The sequence below is a fragment of the Deferribacter autotrophicus genome, from assembly GCF_008362905.1.
Classification (GTDB): Bacteria; Chrysiogenota; Deferribacteres; order Deferribacterales; family Deferribacteraceae; genus Deferribacter; species Deferribacter autotrophicus.
The window spans coordinates 1-16,677 of sequence record NZ_VFJB01000010.1 but is presented as its reverse complement, the minus strand read 5'-3'; the positions used below and the strand labels follow the sequence as shown (position 1 = coordinate 16,677).

The 16,677-nt window shown below is 33.7% G+C and carries 19 protein-coding genes and 1 tRNA gene; 17 read left to right on the top strand and 3 right to left on the bottom strand.

The window, feature by feature from the left end:
- Nucleotides 1-2 precede the first annotated feature (2 nt).
- On the bottom strand, nucleotides 3-746 hold the full coding sequence (locus FHQ18_RS11915) for a ZIP family metal transporter (RefSeq protein WP_149267404.1): 744 nt from the start codon (nucleotides 744-746) through the stop codon (nucleotides 3-5).
- A gap of 90 nt (nucleotides 747-836) precedes the next feature.
- On the opposite strand from FHQ18_RS11915, the gene FHQ18_RS11910 reads away from it, so the two are divergent.
- From FHQ18_RS11910 to rsmI, 13 genes are read left to right on the top strand one after another with little or no spacing between them, the layout of a single operon-like run.
- Nucleotides 837-1,022, top strand: a complete 186-nt coding sequence (locus tag FHQ18_RS11910) for a Trm112 family protein (RefSeq protein WP_149267403.1) — start codon at nucleotides 837-839, stop codon at nucleotides 1,020-1,022.
- Nucleotides 1,012-2,022 carry a D-glycero-beta-D-manno-heptose-7-phosphate kinase gene (rfaE1, locus tag FHQ18_RS11905; RefSeq protein ID WP_149267402.1) on the top strand — a complete coding sequence of 337 codons (1,011 nt, stop codon included), beginning with the start codon at nucleotides 1,012-1,014 and terminating at the stop codon, nucleotides 2,020-2,022. The genes FHQ18_RS11910 and rfaE1 overlap by 11 nt, the downstream gene beginning before the upstream one ends.
- Nucleotides 2,009-3,520 carry an NAD(P)H-hydrate dehydratase gene (locus FHQ18_RS11900; protein ID WP_149267401.1) on the top strand — a complete coding sequence of 504 codons (1,512 nt, stop codon included), beginning with the start codon at nucleotides 2,009-2,011 and terminating at the stop codon, nucleotides 3,518-3,520. Before rfaE1 ends, FHQ18_RS11900 begins: the two co-directional genes overlap by 14 nt.
- Nucleotides 3,504-3,932, top strand: a complete 429-nt coding sequence (gene tsaE / locus FHQ18_RS11895; protein WP_188020417.1) for a tRNA (adenosine(37)-N6)-threonylcarbamoyltransferase complex ATPase subunit type 1 TsaE — start codon at nucleotides 3,504-3,506, stop codon at nucleotides 3,930-3,932. Before FHQ18_RS11900 ends, tsaE begins: the two co-directional genes overlap by 17 nt.
- On the top strand, nucleotides 3,933-4,145 hold the full coding sequence (locus tag FHQ18_RS11890) for a hypothetical protein (RefSeq protein WP_149267399.1): 213 nt from the start codon (nucleotides 3,933-3,935) through the stop codon (nucleotides 4,143-4,145).
- Nucleotides 4,123-4,395: a hypothetical protein gene (locus FHQ18_RS11885; protein WP_149267398.1), complete on the top strand. Its 273-nt coding sequence runs from the start codon at nucleotides 4,123-4,125 to the stop codon at nucleotides 4,393-4,395. The genes FHQ18_RS11890 and FHQ18_RS11885 overlap by 23 nt, the downstream gene beginning before the upstream one ends.
- 44 nt (nucleotides 4,396-4,439) lie before the next feature.
- Nucleotides 4,440-7,061, top strand: coding sequence for a valine--tRNA ligase (locus FHQ18_RS11880; RefSeq protein ID WP_149267397.1), 2,622 nt, complete (start codon nucleotides 4,440-4,442; stop codon nucleotides 7,059-7,061).
- A complete protein-coding gene (gene nadC, locus FHQ18_RS11875) occupies nucleotides 7,055-7,897 on the top strand; it encodes a carboxylating nicotinate-nucleotide diphosphorylase (protein ID WP_149267396.1) in 843 nt (280 codons plus the stop codon). Before FHQ18_RS11880 ends, nadC begins: the two co-directional genes overlap by 7 nt.
- Nucleotides 7,894-8,154 (top strand): hypothetical protein, encoded by a 261-nt coding sequence (locus FHQ18_RS11870; RefSeq protein ID WP_149267395.1) that lies wholly within the window; start codon nucleotides 7,894-7,896, stop codon nucleotides 8,152-8,154. Before nadC ends, FHQ18_RS11870 begins: the two co-directional genes overlap by 4 nt.
- Nucleotides 8,154-8,672 (top strand): TlpA family protein disulfide reductase, encoded by a 519-nt coding sequence (locus FHQ18_RS11865; protein WP_149267394.1) that lies wholly within the window; start codon nucleotides 8,154-8,156, stop codon nucleotides 8,670-8,672. Before FHQ18_RS11870 ends, FHQ18_RS11865 begins: the two co-directional genes overlap by 1 nt.
- Entirely contained in the window at nucleotides 8,673-9,641 is a 969-nt protein-coding gene (trxB, locus tag FHQ18_RS11860; protein WP_188020415.1) for a thioredoxin-disulfide reductase, read from the top strand.
- Complete coding sequence (locus tag FHQ18_RS11855; RefSeq protein WP_149267393.1) at nucleotides 9,642-10,022, top strand: DUF2914 domain-containing protein; 381 nt, start codon at nucleotides 9,642-9,644, stop codon at nucleotides 10,020-10,022.
- Complete coding sequence (gene rsmI / locus FHQ18_RS11850; protein ID WP_149267392.1) at nucleotides 10,019-10,840, top strand: 16S rRNA (cytidine(1402)-2'-O)-methyltransferase; 822 nt, start codon at nucleotides 10,019-10,021, stop codon at nucleotides 10,838-10,840. The genes FHQ18_RS11855 and rsmI overlap by 4 nt, the downstream gene beginning before the upstream one ends.
- Here the strand turns inward: rsmI and FHQ18_RS11845 are convergent.
- On the bottom strand, nucleotides 10,814-11,383 hold the full coding sequence (locus tag FHQ18_RS11845; RefSeq protein ID WP_149267391.1) for an IMPACT family protein: 570 nt from the start codon (nucleotides 11,381-11,383) through the stop codon (nucleotides 10,814-10,816). The genes rsmI and FHQ18_RS11845 overlap by 27 nt on opposite strands.
- 559 nt (nucleotides 11,384-11,942) lie before the next feature.
- On the opposite strand from FHQ18_RS11845, the gene FHQ18_RS11840 reads away from it, so the two are divergent.
- Nucleotides 11,943-12,194, top strand: a complete 252-nt coding sequence (locus tag FHQ18_RS11840) for a hypothetical protein (RefSeq protein ID WP_246798770.1) — start codon at nucleotides 11,943-11,945, stop codon at nucleotides 12,192-12,194.
- Nucleotides 12,195-12,544: 350 nt separating this feature from the next.
- Here FHQ18_RS11840 and FHQ18_RS11835 read toward each other — a convergent pair.
- Nucleotides 12,545-12,618, bottom strand: a tRNA-Arg gene (locus FHQ18_RS11835).
- A 451-nt stretch (nucleotides 12,619-13,069) separates the two neighbouring features.
- Between FHQ18_RS11835 and FHQ18_RS11830 the strand changes: the two genes are divergently transcribed.
- The 3 genes from FHQ18_RS11830 to istB all read left to right on the top strand — a co-directional run bounded on the left by FHQ18_RS11830 (nucleotide 13,070) and on the right by istB (nucleotide 16,566).
- Entirely contained in the window at nucleotides 13,070-14,047 is a 978-nt protein-coding gene (locus FHQ18_RS11830; RefSeq protein WP_223144621.1) for an ERCC4 domain-containing protein, read from the top strand.
- Between the two features lie 231 nt (nucleotides 14,048-14,278).
- Nucleotides 14,279-15,829 carry an IS21 family transposase gene (istA, locus tag FHQ18_RS11825; RefSeq protein WP_149265514.1) on the top strand — a complete coding sequence of 517 codons (1,551 nt, stop codon included), beginning with the start codon at nucleotides 14,279-14,281 and terminating at the stop codon, nucleotides 15,827-15,829.
- Nucleotides 15,829-16,566, top strand: a complete 738-nt coding sequence (istB, locus tag FHQ18_RS11820) for an IS21-like element helper ATPase IstB (protein ID WP_149265513.1) — start codon at nucleotides 15,829-15,831, stop codon at nucleotides 16,564-16,566. The genes istA and istB overlap by 1 nt, the downstream gene beginning before the upstream one ends.
- The last annotated feature ends 111 nt before the right edge of the window (nucleotides 16,567-16,677 follow it).

Genomic DNA, 16,677 nt, shown 5'->3' with positions numbered 1-16,677 from the left:
AATTATCCCAATGCATTATCAAGAATTAACATTACAACAAAACCAGCAATTATGCCAAAAGTGGCAAGTCTTTCATATCCCCCTTTGTGAGTTTCAGGTATAATTTCATCACTTATTACGAAAAACATGGCACCTGCAGCAAACGACAAGAAAAAGGGGTACAATGGTAGCATAATTGAAACGATTCCAGCTCCCAATAATCCTCCTATTGGTTCAACAATTCCAGATAAAAAGGTGATGGTAGTAGCATACCATATACTTTTTCCTTCAGAAATAAGTGCTGCAGCCACAGCCAACCCTTCAGGGATATTTTGTAAACCGATGGCTATTGTAAGTGATATTCCATTTTGAATTTGGTTTCCTCCAAAGGATACTCCCACAGCTAACCCCTCAGGGAAATTATGTAATGTAATAGCAAGTACAAAAAGCCAAATTTTTCTCATTCTAGATGGAGGACCTTCATAACCTTTTTCTACATGGTAATGTGGAATAAATTTTTCCATGTAATTTAGAAAAATGGCTCCCGCAAGGAATCCAATAACTGTAATGGTTATTCCACCTATATCCATGGCTGGGATAAGCAAACTGAATATGGTGGCAGCGAGCATTATTCCTGCAGATATTCCTAACATGAAATCTAGAGCAGCTCTCGAAGGATTTTTTATAATAAAAAGAGGTAAAGCTCCAAGTGTAGTTGCAAGCCCTGCAATAAAACTGCCTAAAAATCCGTAAAAAATTGCATTCATCAAGAAACTCCCACTAATTTTACCACTTGTTTTTTAATCAAATATAAATTAGATATATAAAGTTTGCAAACAAAAATATAGAGGTGTGTTATGGGAATCAATAAAGAGCTTCTTGATATACTTGCTTGTCCTAAATGTAAAGGTGATATTAGACTTTCTAAAGATGAAAAATGGATAGTATGTGATAATTGCAAACTTCTTTATGAAATAAGAGAAGATATTCCTGTTATGCTTATTGATGAAGCAAAAGAGGTAGAGAATACAGATGAGTATTGATTTAAAGCATTTTTATTCTTTAATTGATAATTTTAAAGAACTCAAAATTCTTGTTATTGGCGATTTGATGCTTGATGTTTTTATTTATGGAACTGTAGACAGGATTTCTCCAGAAGCTCCTGTGCCTGTGGTGGATGTTAAAAAAGAGGTGTTAATGCCAGGAGGGGCTGCCAATGTGGCGGCTAATTTGAGAGCTCTTGGTGTAAATGTTTTTTTATGTGGTATTGTGGGAAAAGATGGTAATGGTAAAATATTGGAACAACTTTTAGTTGAAAGAGGGGTTGAAAATCAATTTTTTATAGATGATGGCAGGATGACATCCACTAAAACTCGTATTGTGGCACACAGCCAGCAGATGGTGAGATTTGATAAAGAAGAAAAACATAAGCTAAAAAAGAAAGATACTGATAAAATAATAGATTATTTAAAAGAAGTAAAAGATGAACTTGATGCTATAATAGTGTCAGATTATGGTAAAGGGGTTATAACTAAATATTTGATTGAACAGCTTGTAGAGAATTTTTCTGAAAAGATTATTACAGTTGATCCTAAGATAGAAAATTTTTATTATTATAAAAATGTCACTTCTCTTACTCCTAATAACAAAGAGGCATCACAAGCTACTAATATAAAAATAGAGGATGAAGAATCTCTCATTAAGTGCGGGAAATATATTCTAAATAAACTTGGGACAAAATCACTTCTTATCACTCGTGGTGCGGAAGGGATGACGGTGTTTGTTGATGAAGAAGTTAGACATATTCCTGCAGTGGCAAAAGAGGTTTATGATGTTACTGGAGCTGGTGATACTGTGATTTCTGTGTTTACATCAGCGCTTGCTGCTGGTGGTAATTTTGTAGATGCAGCGATCCTTTCAAATGCTGCTGCCGGTATTGTGGTTGGAAAAGTAGGAACTGCTACAACAACAACAGATGAGTTAAAAGAAAACCTCCCTATGTTGTTAAAAAAGATGATGGAGGTTACAGATGGAAGTGCTTAGCTCTGCTCAGATGATGGAGGCTGATAGATATACAATTGAAGAGATTGGAATTCCATCTATTGTTTTGATGGAGAATGCGGCAAAGGGGATTTTTGAAGAGTTTTTAAAGTGTGAGGTGAAAAAAGATAAAATTGCCGTTGTAGTAGGGAAGGGGAACAATGGTGGAGATGGGCTTGCTGTGGCAAGGCATCTTATCAACAACGGATTTTCTGTGGATGTTATTTTGATCTACCCTCCTGAAGATTTTAAAGGTGATGCCAAAATAAATTATGACATTTTGAAAAAGTATCCGGTTAAGTTTATACAATATGATGAAAATGTTGAGTTTGACAGTTATGATGTGATTTTTGATGCGATTTTCGGTACTGGACTGGGCAAAGCAGTAAAAGGTGTGGCTGAGCAGGTCATTGAGAAAATTAATTTTTCAAGAGGATTTAAAATTGCAGTGGATATACCGAGCGGATTATCAGGTAGTAGTTATGAAATTTTTGGTAAATGTGTAAAAGCTGATTTGACCGTAACCCTTGCAAGGCCTAAAATTGTACATGTTTTTTACCCTGCAAAAAAGATGTGTGGTGAAGTAGTTGTTAAGGATATTTCCATACCGGACTCTGCCGTTTCAAAGGTAAATCCTGAGTTGTTTATGTTAAACTATGAAAACTTACCTTTGATTTACAAGAGAGAGCCTGATTCTCATAAAGGCAATTTTGGGCACAATGTGGTTATCGGTGGTTCAAAAGGAAAAATGGGAGCTCCTGTGATGGCAGCCTATGCATCTCTGATGGCAGGAGCTGGCCTTACAACCTGTGCAATTTTTGAAGATTATTACTATTATCTGTCAAGATATCCTGAAGTTATGGCATACATTGTACAGGGTAAAGATTTTTATACACTGAATGAAGTTAATGCAATTGTGGATTTTGTGCAGGATAAAGATGTTTTGACTATAGGTTGTGGGATGGGTAGAAACCATCAGATTAAAGAATTTTTGGCTGAACTAATTGATAAAACTGACCATTTTACAGTAATTGATGCTGATGGGCTTTTTCATTTGGATGAAATCTTGCTTGAAAAATTAAGGTACAGAGCGGTGCTTACTCCTCATATAGGTGAGTTTGCAAGGCTTCTTGGGGTCTCAAAGGATGAGGTTTTAAAAGATAGGATAAATCTTGCAAAGGAGTTTGCGATAAAATATGGTGTAGTGCTTGTCTTGAAAAGTGCTGACACTATCATTGCTACACCTGATGGTTTACTCTTTGTAGTTTCAAATGGAGTACCAGCTCTTGCAAAAGGTGGCAGTGGAGACTGTCTTGCTGGAGTGATTGGAGGTCTTATAGCTCAAAAATATTCTTTGGTAGATGCAGCCAAAATTGGATGTTTTGTGATGAATGTGACAGCTTCACTTTTGATGGAAGAGAAAAACGAAAAATGTATAAAAACTACTGAAGTAATCGAAAATCTTTACAGAGGGTTTAATAAAATTGAAGCATATCAGTAATAGTATAAATGATACAGAAAAAATTGCAGAGCAGTTTGCTAATAATTTAAAGGGCAGTGAAATTATACTCCTTGAGGGGGATCTTGGAGCAGGAAAGACGTTTTTTGTAAAATCTGTTGCAAAAAGTATAGGATGCTCAGATGTAATTACAAGTCCAACCTTTACTCTTATGCAAACATATTCAGGAGGAGAATTTACCATTTTTCATTTCGATTTATACCGTATTAAAAATTTTATTGAACTTGAAAATTTTGGATTTTTTGAATACTTAGAAGAGGATGGTATAAAGTTTGTGGAATGGGCAGAAAGGGTTAACTTGGAAAGTATGCTTGATAACTATATTAAAATAAATATTGAGAAAACAGGTGAATTTAGTAGAGTCATTGAAATTTTTTATAAAAAAGGAGAGTAGATGGAACCAGTATTTTGTCCATATTGTGGAGAGCAAAATCTTGAAGAATTAAATCCCACTGAAATAATGGTGGATAACGATTTGTGGATAATTTTTCATTATGAGTGTCAATCTTGTGGAGAAGTTTTTGACAAAATATATTTAAAAGGTGAAGAAGTTATGGGTGGAATGGAAGGTGAAGAGGGTGGATATGAAGAAGGTGGATGGAATTGATATTTTGAAAGAGTTAAAGGCGAAAGATTTGAATGCTGTAAATATTGCAAAGGATGGATTGGAAGATTTAACTCTGTTTTTATCGGAGATGGAGAAAATTTATAAAAGGCTTACGAGTGACGATATTGATGATGAGGAAAGGAAATTTTTGCAGTATAAATTAAAGGTTATTGAATCATACATCGATAAGTTAAACAAACTTATTAGCAGTTTTATCCATATGGAAAATAAAGACGTAACATTAAATTAAGATTTTAAGAAAAGTTTAAAAGCAATAAGGGAAAAGAAGTGAAGATGAAAGAGACAAGCTTACCTACTCGCATTGATCCTAAAGAGTTTGAAGAGAAGCTTTATAATGAATGGCTTGAAAAAAAGTATTTTCATGCGAATGAGCATTCCGATAAACCACCTTATTCAATTGTTATTCCACCACCAAACGTAACAGGCTCCCTACATATGGGGCATGCTTTGAATAATACATTGCAGGATATTTTAATAAGATTTCATAGAATGAAAGGGTATGAAGTTCTTTGGTTGCCAGGGACTGACCATGCGGGGATAGCCACCCAGAATGTGGTGGAGAAGATGCTTGCGAAGGAGGGGATTTCAAGACACGATCTTGGAAGAGAGAAATTTATAGAAAGAGTTTGGAAATGGAGAGAGGAATCAGGTGGACAGATTATTAATCAGTTGAAAAGGCTTGGTGCAAGTTGTGATTGGGATAGAGAACGTTTTACAATGGATGAAGGTTTGTCAAACGCTGTTCGTACAGTTTTTGTGACACTATATAAGGAAGGGCTTATATACAGGTCAAACTATATTATTAACTGGTGTCCTAGGTGTCATACGGCTTTAAGCGATCTTGAAGTGGAGCATGAGGATAAGGAAGGAGCACTTTATTATATTTACTATCCGGTGGAAGATAGCGATGAAAAACTTCTTATTGCTACCACAAGACCTGAAACAATGTTGGGAGATACGGCTGTAGCTGTTAATCCTAATGATGATAGATATAAGCATCTAATTGGCAAATATGTGATACTTCCCATTGTGGGGAGAAGATTGCCCATAATTGCGGATGAATATGTTGATATGGAATTTGGGACAGGGGCACTTAAAGTTACTCCTGCTCACGATCCAAATGACTTTGAATTAGGGAAAAAATACGGGCTTGAAGAGATAAACGTAATGGATGATTCAGGTATCATCAATGAAAACGGGGGTAAGTTTAAGGGGCTTGATAGGTTTGAGGCGAGAAAGAGAATAGTTGAAGAGTTGAAAGAACTTAATCTTATTGAGAAAATAGAAAAACATGAGCATTCTGTTGGACATTGTTATAGATGTAAAACAGTGATTGAGCCTAGAATTTCAATGCAGTGGTTTGTGAAGATTAAACCACTTGCAGAAAAGGCTATTGAGGCTGTGGAAAAAGGGGAGATCAAGATATTTCCAGAAATGTGGACAAAAACATATTTTGAATGGATGTATAATATTAGAGATTGGTGTATTTCAAGACAAATCTGGTGGGGACACAGAATTCCTGCATGGTATTGTGATGAATGTGGTCATATAAATGTAGATTATAAAGATCCTGAATCTTGTGAGAAGTGTGGAAGCAAAAAGTTACGTCAGGAAACAGATGTTCTTGATACATGGTTTTCTTCTGCACTCTGGCCATTTTCAACTATGGGGTGGCCTGAAAAAACGAAAACCCTCGAAAAATTTTACCCCACAAGTTGTCTTGTAACTGGATTTGATATCCTATTTTTCTGGGTTGCCAGAATGATTATGATGGGACTCAAATTTATGAATGATGTTCCTTTTAGACATGTTTATATTCATGCTCTGGTCAGAGATCAGTATGGGCAGAAAATGAGTAAATCAAAAGGCAATGTAATTGATCCTCTGATAATGATTGATAAATATGGTGCGGATGCTTTCAGGTTTACCCTAGCTGCCTTCGCTGCTCAGGGTAGAGATATTAAGTTGGCAGAGAATAGGATCGAAGGGTATAAAAATTTTGTAAATAAAATCTGGAATGCATCAAGGTTTATAATGATGAATTTAGATGGTAGTGTGGATGATATAGATTTTGATGCACTTGAAATGGAAGATAAATGGATCCTTGAAAACCTTGCTGAAACAGGGAAAAATGTAGAAAAATATATCAAGTCATACGACTTTAATGAAGCAGCAAATGCGATATATCAATTTTTCTGGCATAGATTATGTGACTGGTATATAGAATTTATTAAACACAGAATCTACAATAATGTGAATAAGAAGAATGCCCTTGCTGTGGCGAGATTTGTTCTGGAAGAGTCATTGAAAATTTTACATCCATTTATGCCTTTTGTGACGGAGTTTATCTACAAAAATCTAACTGGTAATGAAACAATCACTTTTGGACCATATCCTGAGCATGAGTTTAATTTTAAAGATGATTTTGATAATATCGAAAAAGTTATTGCATTTATTACAAATGTAAGGACAGTTAGAGGCGAATATAATATTGCTCCTGCAAAAATGATTGATATTTTTGTGAGATGTGGAGATGATTTTAAAAATCTGATTAATGAGAAATCTGAAATCATTAAAAAGTTGGCTAAGATTGAAAATATTTCTTTCACAGATAGTGAGATAGAGAAGTCAGCTGTTCAGGTGGAGAAAGATTTTACAATTTATATACCATTAGAAGGTATTGTGGATTTTGAAGAAGAAATTAAGCGACTAGAAAAAGAGAAAAAATCTTTTGAAAAAGATATTAAAGTTTACGGGAAAAAACTTCAAAATGAGGAGTATCTTAAAAAGGCTCCTGCTCATATTATTGAGAAGGATAAGAAAAAATATGAAGAGGCTAAAATAAAGCTTGAAGAAATTGAAAAGAGTATCGAAAGGTTAAAGAAACTATGTTAAATTCCGCTTTGGTTGACAAAATTATAGAACTTGCACTGCTTGAAGATATTGGCAGTGGAGATTTGACCACAAAGTTTATTGCGCCTTTTTTGAAAAGAAGTAAATATTATTTGCTAGCAAAGGAAGATTTCGTTGTTTGTGGTTTGCCTTTAGTGGAGAAAATATTTAACAGTGCCGATAAAAATGTAATGGTGAATTATCTAAAAAATGATGGTGACTTTGTTAATCCGGGAGATATCTTGGCTGAAATTACAGGTGAAGCAGCGACTATTTTAAAGCTGGAAAGAACTGTTTTAAACTTTTTGCAAAGATTGTCTGGAATAGCAACAAATACCTATAAATATGTGAAAGCATTAGAAGGGACAAATATAAAAATTTTAGATACTAGGAAGACTACTCCTGGAATGCGTGTTCTTGAAAAGTATGCTGTAAGAACAGGTGGTGGCACAAACCACAGGATTGGTCTTTTTGATGGAGTTATGTTAAAGGATACTCACATAGATGCGGTTGGTTCAATTAGAAAAGCTGTGGAAATATTAAGAGAAGGTATACCTATTACGGTAAAAATTGAGGTTGAAACAAGAAATTTAGATGAAGTTGCAGAAGCTGTGGAAGCCGGTGCTGATATAATTATGCTTGATAATTTTCCTTTGGATAAAATCAAAGAGGCTTGCCAAATAGTGAATGGTCGTGCTAGAATTGAAGTATCAGGGGGTGTTACATTAGAGAAGTTGGCTTTGTATAAAAATTTCCCTATTGACTACATTTCAGTGGGCGCCCTGACAAACAGATTTAAAGCGGTAGATATCAGTATGAAATTTGGAGAGCTCCTATGATTACGGATTTGGAAAAAGCGAAAAGATTGGCAAGAACAATTGTTAGTGATATTGTTTTATACAATAAGGAAAAGGTAGTAGATGGGATTAAAAATGATAATGTTTTTGAAGTTTTGGAAGAGGAAATTGAATTAGGGAAAAAACTTTTCAATGAAAAAGTGGATACATCCGTTATCAGTCCAAAAATTTATGATAAGACGTTAATAGACATTTTAATAGCAAAATATGGAAAAGATGTGGATTCCAAAATCTGGTAATGAGAGGCGCAAGATTTTTTTCTGGAAAAAACATATTAGTTTTTATACTTGTAGCTTACGCTTTTTATTATCTTTATAAATATAGACAAAACGACCCACCTCCTCTGTATTCTGTAATTCCTAATTTTGAAGTTAAGACATTGGATGGTAATTCGTTTAATCTTTATGATGTAAAGCTAAAAAAAATGATAATTTTTTTGAATAAAAGAAATATTTTTTCTACATTTTATAAGAAAAACTTAGCGGGAATTGTTTATTTAGCAGAAAAAGAGAATGTATATTTAATGGTGTTTATCAAGACTAGACAGAATAAATATTCACTCCTCAAATATGTTTCTGACAAAAGTTATAAACTTATTGAAAAACATTTATATTTGACTAATATAAAAAATGTTGAGAAGATTTTTGGCATAAACAGTTGGCCATTTTTGGTGATTTTAGATGAAAAGAACAGGCTTATTTATGCATCTAAGGTGCCTGTAATGAAAGAGATAAAAAGAATATTGAGAGGGGAATAGATGGAAGATTTTTTTAATTTTGATGACTTAAAAGAAGTGTACGATGTAGTGATAATTGGTGGAGGACCAGCTGGGCTCACAGCTGGAATCTATGCTGCGAGGGATAATTTAAAGACTTTAATCTTAGAAAAGAACTTTCCTGGGGGGCAGGTAGCTATAACTGAAATTATTGAAAACTATCCAGGTTTTGTTGAAGGGATTTCAGGTGGAGATTTAACTGAGAAACTTTATCAGCATGCTAAGCATTTTGGAGTAGAGATAAAGAATGGAATATGTAGAGGTGTTGAGTTTTGTGATGGTTATAAATATGTATGTTTGCAATATAAGGATATAAAAATTAAAACTAAAACTATCATAATCGCTTCAGGTGCAAAACCAAAAAATCTTGAGGTTCCTGGTGAAAATAAATTCCTTGGTAGAGGAATATCATTTTGTGCTACTTGTGATGGAGCATTTTATAAAGATAAAGTGGTGGCTGTAATTGGTGGAGGGGATTCTGCCGTTGAAGAGGGACACTATTTGACTAAATTTGCTAAAAAAGTTTATATTGTGCATAGAAGAGATAAGCTTAGAGCTGCAAAAATCTTACAAGATAGGGCATTTGCAAATCCTAAGATAGAGTTTATTTGGAATAGTGTTGTTAAAAAGGTAAATGGTGAGGATAAAATTGAATCTATTACCCTCTATGATAAAAAGCTAGGTAAGACAAGTGAATTGAAAGTTGATGGTGTATTTGTTTTTATAGGGTGGACTGCAGATACTGATGCTTTTAGAGGGTTGATAGAGATGGATGAGTCAGGTTTCATAATTGCAGATGAAACTACAAAAACTAATATTCCGGGTATTTTTGCTGCTGGTGATGTAAGAAAGAAAGAGCTTAGACAGATTGTGACTGCTGTGTCAGATGGAGCTGTTGCTGCAAAGATGGCTGAAAGGTATATTGAAGAAAATTATCCTCAGGAGGATTAAGTGAAACGTCTAATATTAGTATTTTTGACCATTTTTTTGTTGAATGCTTTTGCCTATGCAGATATTAAAGTAAGCAGAAAAGCTATAGCAAAAGGGATTCAAAATCGTGAGCCTGTAGAAGTTTCTGATAGTTTTGATTCCCATGTAGGGAAACTTTACTGTTTTACAGAAATCAAAACTGATAAATATCCTACAAAGGTGATTCATATATGGATTTACAAGGATAACATTATGGCAGAAGTTCCTCTAGCAGTTAATTCAAATAGATGGCGTACATATAGTTCGAAAAAAATATTGCCAAAATGGAAAGGTGAGTGGAAAGTGGAGATTTATTCGGAAGATGGGAAAATGATTGATTCAATCAGTTTCACTGTTAAATGATAGAAACCTCTTTTTATGTTGTTCCTACCCCTATTGGGAATTTGGGTGATATTACATTAAGAAGTATTGAAGTTTTAAAGCAAGTTGATGAGGTTTTAGCTGAAGATACAAGAAAGGCTTTAAATTTATTAAATCATTATGGAATTAAGAAAAAAATAACTTCTCTTCACAAGGACAACGAAAAAAAAAATATTTCTCTTGTTCTTTCTAAACTTAAAAGTGGATTGAGGCTTGCTTTAATAAGTGAAGCCGGTACTCCCTGTATTTCAGATCCAGGTCATTTTATAATAAAGGAATTGATAAAAAATAATTTAAAGTTTGAAGTGTTGCCAGGGGCTACTGCATTCGTTCCTGCCCTTATTATGTCTGGATTTCCAAGTGACCATTTTTTCTTTTATGGGTTTTTAAAACATAAAAAAAGTGAAAAGATAAAAGAGATTGAGCGATTAACTACCATAAAATCTACTTTGATATTTTACGAAGCACCTCACAGAGTTAAAGATACTTTGAAGATTCTTTTTGATTATTTTACTCCTCCTTTTGCTGTTATAAGAGAGATTTCAAAAATTTATGAGGAAACAGTTTTTATAGATAATATTAATGAAGTTGAAGATATTACTGTTAAAGGGGAATTTGTTATAGTTGTAGATAACAACAAAGAGACTTATAATAAAACAAATTATGCTGACTATAAAAAGATTATAAAAGGACTTTATAAGGAAGGGTTTGATAAAAAGGATATTGTAAAGATTTTAAAAACGTTTGGTTTGAAAAGAAATGATGCCTATAACTTAGTGGAATTTGTTTTCAATGGATAACGCAATTTCTTCTAAAACCTTTTTATCCCCTTGTAGTTTGATATTAACTTGATTTGTTGTAAATTTTTTATCAATTATTTTTACATTATTTATTCTAATAAGATATTCAAAAAAATTTAGTTTGTTATAGTCTAATAAAAAATCTTTTGTGTAACATTTATCAATATCTATTAATCTAGCTTTAGAAACCACTTTGGCTGCAGATTCTGTATATGCTTTGACAAGTCCACCTGTTCCAAGTTTTATTCCACCGAAATACCTGACAGTAAAGATGGCTACATTAACAAGATTTTTCCCTTTCAATACATTTAATGTGGGTTTACCTGATGTGTTTTTTGGTTCTCCATCATCTGTTTGATTTTCTATTATCTGATTATAATCATTTAAAAATCTATAAGCCCATACAATATGGTTTGCTTTTTTATGTTCTTTTTTCAGATAAGCATGATAACTATCAAATTGATCATACGGAACAAGATATGATATGAATGTGGATTTTTTTATTTCAAGTTTTTCGGTAACTATTTCATCTACAGTGAACATGTTCCCTCTGAGATAAGTTTTCTCTCAATGCTTACATTGTCAGGCCTATTTTTTGTCCTATATTTACCTTTGTTCCTTCAATTGTAATAACTGGCATGACTGCTGTCACCAAAAATTTTATATTAACCATACTATTCTATTTTTATTGTTAGTCAATGGATTAAAGTGTTGGAGTATTCCAGTTCTTTATGAACAGGAGGATTATCTTTATAGTTGTCAATGGTCGTAAGGGTAGTAAAGGTTGTAAGAGTAATAAGAGCTGTATGAGTGGTACTTCATATTTACTTCTTTAATTTCAACATAAACCTATTTTAAACATTGAATCTTAGTTATTGAACTTTTTCTATCTCCTTATTTCCCTTTTACCCCTACTACTTTTACTACTCTTACAACCCTTACAACGAAAAATGTATTTCCTCAATTTGTGCAGTAATAGGGATATTTACAAAAATTGGAGTGACGTTAGATTAAAGTACATTTCAATGATTTCTTGAAAATTAAAAGGAGATATGGTATAAAATGTATAGGCGAACATATGTTTGCTATGGAGGTTTTTAATATGTTGGTGATGCTAAATGAGAAAATAAAGGTCGGTGCTATCTTTTATGAGGGGTTTCCAAAGCCTGTGTGGTTTATATATTATGGCACAAAAATTTTCATAAAAAAAATTATTTATCAGTGGAAGGAAAGAGAAGGGCGAGATGTGATTTATAAGTATACTGTGACAGAAGGAGAAAATATTTATGAGCTGTCTTTCAGTAGGGAAAATCTCGAGTGGTGTCTTGTGGCTATTGATGAAGGGAAGTATTAAATGTTGAAAAAAATAGCTGTTTAAAATAAATAATTTATATTTCGAGAATATTGCACAATAAAAAAGATATTATAGATTTGTAACTTATTGATAAACAATAGATTGCTTCGTCGCAAATGCTCCTCGCAATGACTAAAAACATAAAGGCGTCACCCTGAGCGTTAGCGAAGCAATCTCAACACTATCAGCATGTTATAGGTTGAGTATATGACTGTACAACATCCTTATTTCAGCTATTGGAAAATTCATGAAAAAACTGTGACGTCTTTGTATCATTTTTTATGTTTATTTTGAGCTATTTTAGGCTATTTTGAATTTTGATAATTTATTGAAAAATTAAGAAAAGGAAACGCGCCCTGGAGGAGTCGAACCCCCAACCTTCTGATCCGTAGTCAGATGCTCTATCCAGTTGAGCTAAGGGCGCATGTTCAAGCAGATGCAAATATATAGTTTTTTCCAATTTAGTCAAGAATAAAATTACCTCTGGAGTCACCCCATTTTTTTGGTTACTAGTATAATTTATGATTATATTTCAAAAAGTTACACTTTATTGTTTATGGAAAAACATTTTCTTCATTCTCGCAAAACGTCCAGTTTTGCTCCGAGGCAAGTTCCTCTAAAACCGCCGTCCATGTCGGTTTTATGGGAACTTGAACCCAGAAAATGTTTTTCCATAAAGACAATCAAACAAGGTTTTGAAAAAATAGAGTGACTACAGAAAAAATTTTGTATAAAATAAATTAATAAACAAGTTATTAAAGAGAAAATATAGCTCTGAGCAATTAGCCATGGCAACAACTTTTTACGTTCTTGAATCAGTTAATAACGAAAAATTTCCATACCGCCTGACTATTAGACAGGGGGATAAAACCTTATTGGCACTCAGAGTACAAGATAAATGGCCAGGACAAAAAGGTAATATTTTTTGTCTTCGTGAAGATAATAGAAAAATGGATCCACCAATTGAAGAAATAGAAAGGGTACCTGTCATATCTTTAAAAAGAATAGGCAAAAGACTTGTCGTTGTCCTTGATAGACCAATAAACAAACGATGCGATTTTTTATTTCTTAAGAAAAAGTACAAAACCAAAGATGGAGAATACGAACAAATTTTTTGGAGAACACAACAAGCATTAAAGGAAAGGAAACCAAGGGTTAAGTTAATAACCTATCACTCAGAAAACTTAAATATTCTAATAGATACTAATGAAAAATATCCATGGAAATTCTCAAATAGCAATACCGAAAAAACAAGATTACCCGTGGGTGATTATGCATTACTAAAAGATAATGAAATACTTGCTGTAGTGGAAAGAAAAACATTTGATAATCTGATTTCCGAATTTCGAAAAATGTCAGTTTTCCATCAACAGCTTGCTGAACTTTCAGCATACAAATATTCAGCTCTTGTTATTGAAGCAAACTACTCAGATTTTTTAAAAGCTGATAAATTAAAATTTTATACACCCTCTTTTGCGGTAAAAGCCATTGCTGAACTATTTGCTTTCCACCCGAATCTTCCTATAGTGTTTGCTGGTAATCGTAAACTTGCCAACGAATGGACATATAGATTTTTTGAAGCTGTAGATTCCCATGAAAATGACACTCCTCATGAAAAAATATCTGAAATAATACAAGAATATGGAACTACGCCAGTAATCAAAGGAGGAATCTATTATGAGATAAAAAAGAAAATTATGGATGACTTGCCAGAAGAATTTACATTTGAGATGATAAGTGAACTGTTTCCCGATATACCAATCGATTTTATAAAAAAAGTTATCGATGATTTAAAAAAAGAAAAACTCATTACTAAAAAAAACAGAAGAAAAAATGTTTGGAAAAAAATGTAAAAAGAATTTTGCGTTATTACATTTTTAGTTTGGAAGATTTGTAATTTTGTGTTGCCAAAATAAAAAAATTAATGGAGCTGCCTGTATCGCTGACATTCGGACAGTGATATCGTTTTTATTCGGACACCGTATCGGAAACATTCGGACACCATAGCGCTACTATTCGGACACCTTGAGTTAAGCGAAACTAACCTCTAAACTCCCCATAAAGTAAACAAAGGGGGAGTAAAAATGAAGAGGTTAGCTATGGCTATGGTAAAAGATGTTTTACGTTTAAGATTTCAAAATAAGTTATCGTATCGGGCAATTAGCCGTTCTTTAGGAGTTCCCAAATCAACGGTATTAGATTACTGTACACGTTTTCAAATAACGGGATTATCGATAGAAGAAGGGCTAAAGCTTTTGGATAATGAGCTTGAAGATAAGCTATTCCCAGAGCGTAAAGCAAAGTCAAGAAACAACCGTCCATTACCTGATTTTGCATACATAGCTGAAGAGATACGCAAAAAAGGTGTCACATGGTTACTATTATGGCAGGAATACAAAGAAAGACATCCGGAAGGTTACAACTATACTCAGTTTAAGAAATATTGCCAAGATTATATTCAAAGACTATCCCCTACAATGCGTCAGATATATTATGCTGGGGAGACGATGTTTGTTGATTATTCAGGATTAACGATGAATATGGTTGATGTAAGTACAGGAGAGGAGAAAGCAGTTCAAATATTTGTAGCAGTACTTGGAGCCTCGGGTGCGGTATTTGTTCATGCGACTCCTAATCAAAAGCAGTCTTCGTTTATATTGTCTCATACGTTGGCTTTTGAATATTTTGGAGGAGTTCCGAGACAAATAATTCCTGATAATTTAAAATCAGCAGTAATAAAGAATACTCGAGAAACCCTTGAATTGAATTCCAGCTATTTAGATATGGCAAGATATTACAATACAGTAATAATTCCAGCTAGACCTAACCATCCAAAGGATAAAGCGAAAGTGGAGCAGGCAGTTCAGGGGATACAGCGCTGGATATTAGCCAAATTGAGGAATAGGGTGTTTTACGGAGTAGAAGAGATAAATGCTGTTATAAAGCCTCTTATGGAGCAATACAATGAAAAAAAGATAAGGGGTATAGGTAAGAGTAGGTTTGAGCTGTTAGAGGAGTTAGAGCGTCAAGAATTGCTACCATTACCTAAGAAGCGTTACCAATATAGAGAGCACTTATTACGAACGGTTCATTTAGATTATCATGTGGAAGTTGCAGGTAATTATTATTCTGTTCCTTATCAATATATAAAATCAAAGGTTGATGTATGGTATTCCAACACTACCGTAGAAATATTTTTCAAAGGTAAATTAATAGCAGTTCATCCCAGGTTATTTATTAAAGGTCAAGCTTCTACTTTGGATGAACATATGCCACCTAACCACGTATTGAGTAAAGAAAGATGGAGTCCAAAAAGAATATTTTTTTGGGCATCTAAAATAGGCTTAAATACGACTAAGTTGATGAAAATGATAATGGAATCAAGGAATCACCCTGTAAATGCTTATAGAACCTGTATTGCGATATTAAAATTATCCGATGAATACTCTGCAAAGGAATTGGAATTAAGCTGTCAAAAAGCGATTTCAATAGGAGCGTTTACAGTAAAAAGCGTAAAAACTATCTTGAAGACCAAATCTTATCAGCAAAGACCGAAAAAAGATATCACCCCTTTAAATAAGCATGAGAATATAAGGGGTAAACAATACTACAAGGAAGAGAAGGAGGAAAAGTAATGGAACTTGATAATCTTTTATCACAATTAAGTTTAAAAGGGTTTAGTGCTGCACTTACCAAACAACAAGAAAACCCAGTTTACAACGAAATGCCCTTTGAAGAAAGATTAATTCAGTTACTTCAAGCCGAACTATCGGAAAGGCTGAATCGAAAGATTAAAAGAAACTTGGCTGCCGCAAAACTGAAAGAGAAGATGGCAAGGGTGGAAGATATCGATTACGGTATTCAACGGGGATTGAATAAAAGTATAATGACTTCTCTGATAGGAGGTGATTATTTGAGAAGAAAACAGAACATAATTATTACTGGGCCTACTGGTACGGGGAAGAGCTATATAGCTCAAGCACTGGCAAACAGAGCAATTCTTGATGGTTATACTGCGAGATATTACAGGGTTCCCAGATTAATGGAAGAATTAAAACTGGCAAGGTTAGAAGGTGATTATATAAAAATGCTTTCCCGTCTTGCAAGGTTTAATCTTCTCATTTTAGATGATTTTGGTATCAGTGCGTTTGAGGCTGATGAAGCTAATGATTTATTAGAAGTAATAGAGGATAGAGTTGGCGTGAATTCAACAATAGTTACTTCTCAATTACCAATTGATAACTGGTATGATTGTCTAAAGAATGCCACTGTGGCAGATGCAATACTTGACAGATTGGTACATAGCAGTCATAAGATAAAACTTAGCGGAGAAAGTGTTAGAAAACTGAAATCAGAGGAGAATATAGTTTAGTGATACTAAAAAATACCGTGAGGTTAGTTTTGCATAGAAGGGGTCTTAAAATTAGTGTCTAAAGTGTCCGAATGATAGCGATACGGGTGTCCGAATAAAGCGATACGGGCA

Excerpts from the sequence above, each read along its gene's own strand:
- FHQ18_RS11915 (WP_149267404.1), bottom strand. The coding sequence starts at position 746 with ATGAATGCAATTTTTTACGGATTTTTAGGCAGTTTTATTGCAGGGCTT.
- FHQ18_RS11910 (WP_149267403.1), top strand. The coding sequence starts at position 837 with ATGGGAATCAATAAAGAGCTTCTTGATATACTTGCTTGTCCTAAATGT.
- rfaE1 (WP_149267402.1), top strand. The coding sequence starts at position 1,012 with ATGAGTATTGATTTAAAGCATTTTTATTCTTTAATTGATAATTTTAAA.
- FHQ18_RS11900 (WP_149267401.1), top strand. The coding sequence starts at position 2,009 with ATGGAAGTGCTTAGCTCTGCTCAGATGATGGAGGCTGATAGATATACA.
- FHQ18_RS11890 (WP_149267399.1), top strand. The coding sequence starts at position 3,933 with ATGGAACCAGTATTTTGTCCATATTGTGGAGAGCAAAATCTTGAAGAA.
- FHQ18_RS11885 (WP_149267398.1), top strand. The coding sequence starts at position 4,123 with ATGAAGAAGGTGGATGGAATTGATATTTTGAAAGAGTTAAAGGCGAAA.
- FHQ18_RS11880 (WP_149267397.1), top strand. The coding sequence starts at position 4,440 with ATGAAAGAGACAAGCTTACCTACTCGCATTGATCCTAAAGAGTTTGAA.
- nadC (WP_149267396.1), top strand. The coding sequence starts at position 7,055 with ATGTTAAATTCCGCTTTGGTTGACAAAATTATAGAACTTGCACTGCTT.
- FHQ18_RS11870 (WP_149267395.1), top strand. The coding sequence starts at position 7,894 with ATGATTACGGATTTGGAAAAAGCGAAAAGATTGGCAAGAACAATTGTT.
- FHQ18_RS11865 (WP_149267394.1), top strand. The coding sequence starts at position 8,154 with ATGAGAGGCGCAAGATTTTTTTCTGGAAAAAACATATTAGTTTTTATA.
- trxB (WP_188020415.1), top strand. The coding sequence starts at position 8,673 with ATGGAAGATTTTTTTAATTTTGATGACTTAAAAGAAGTGTACGATGTA.
- rsmI (WP_149267392.1), top strand. The coding sequence starts at position 10,019 with ATGATAGAAACCTCTTTTTATGTTGTTCCTACCCCTATTGGGAATTTG.
- FHQ18_RS11845 (WP_149267391.1), bottom strand. The coding sequence starts at position 11,383 with ATGTTCACTGTAGATGAAATAGTTACCGAAAAACTTGAAATAAAAAAA.
- FHQ18_RS11840 (WP_246798770.1), top strand. The coding sequence starts at position 11,943 with ATGTTGGTGATGCTAAATGAGAAAATAAAGGTCGGTGCTATCTTTTAT.
- istA (WP_149265514.1), top strand. The coding sequence starts at position 14,279 with ATGAAGAGGTTAGCTATGGCTATGGTAAAAGATGTTTTACGTTTAAGA.
- istB (WP_149265513.1), top strand. The coding sequence starts at position 15,829 with ATGGAACTTGATAATCTTTTATCACAATTAAGTTTAAAAGGGTTTAGT.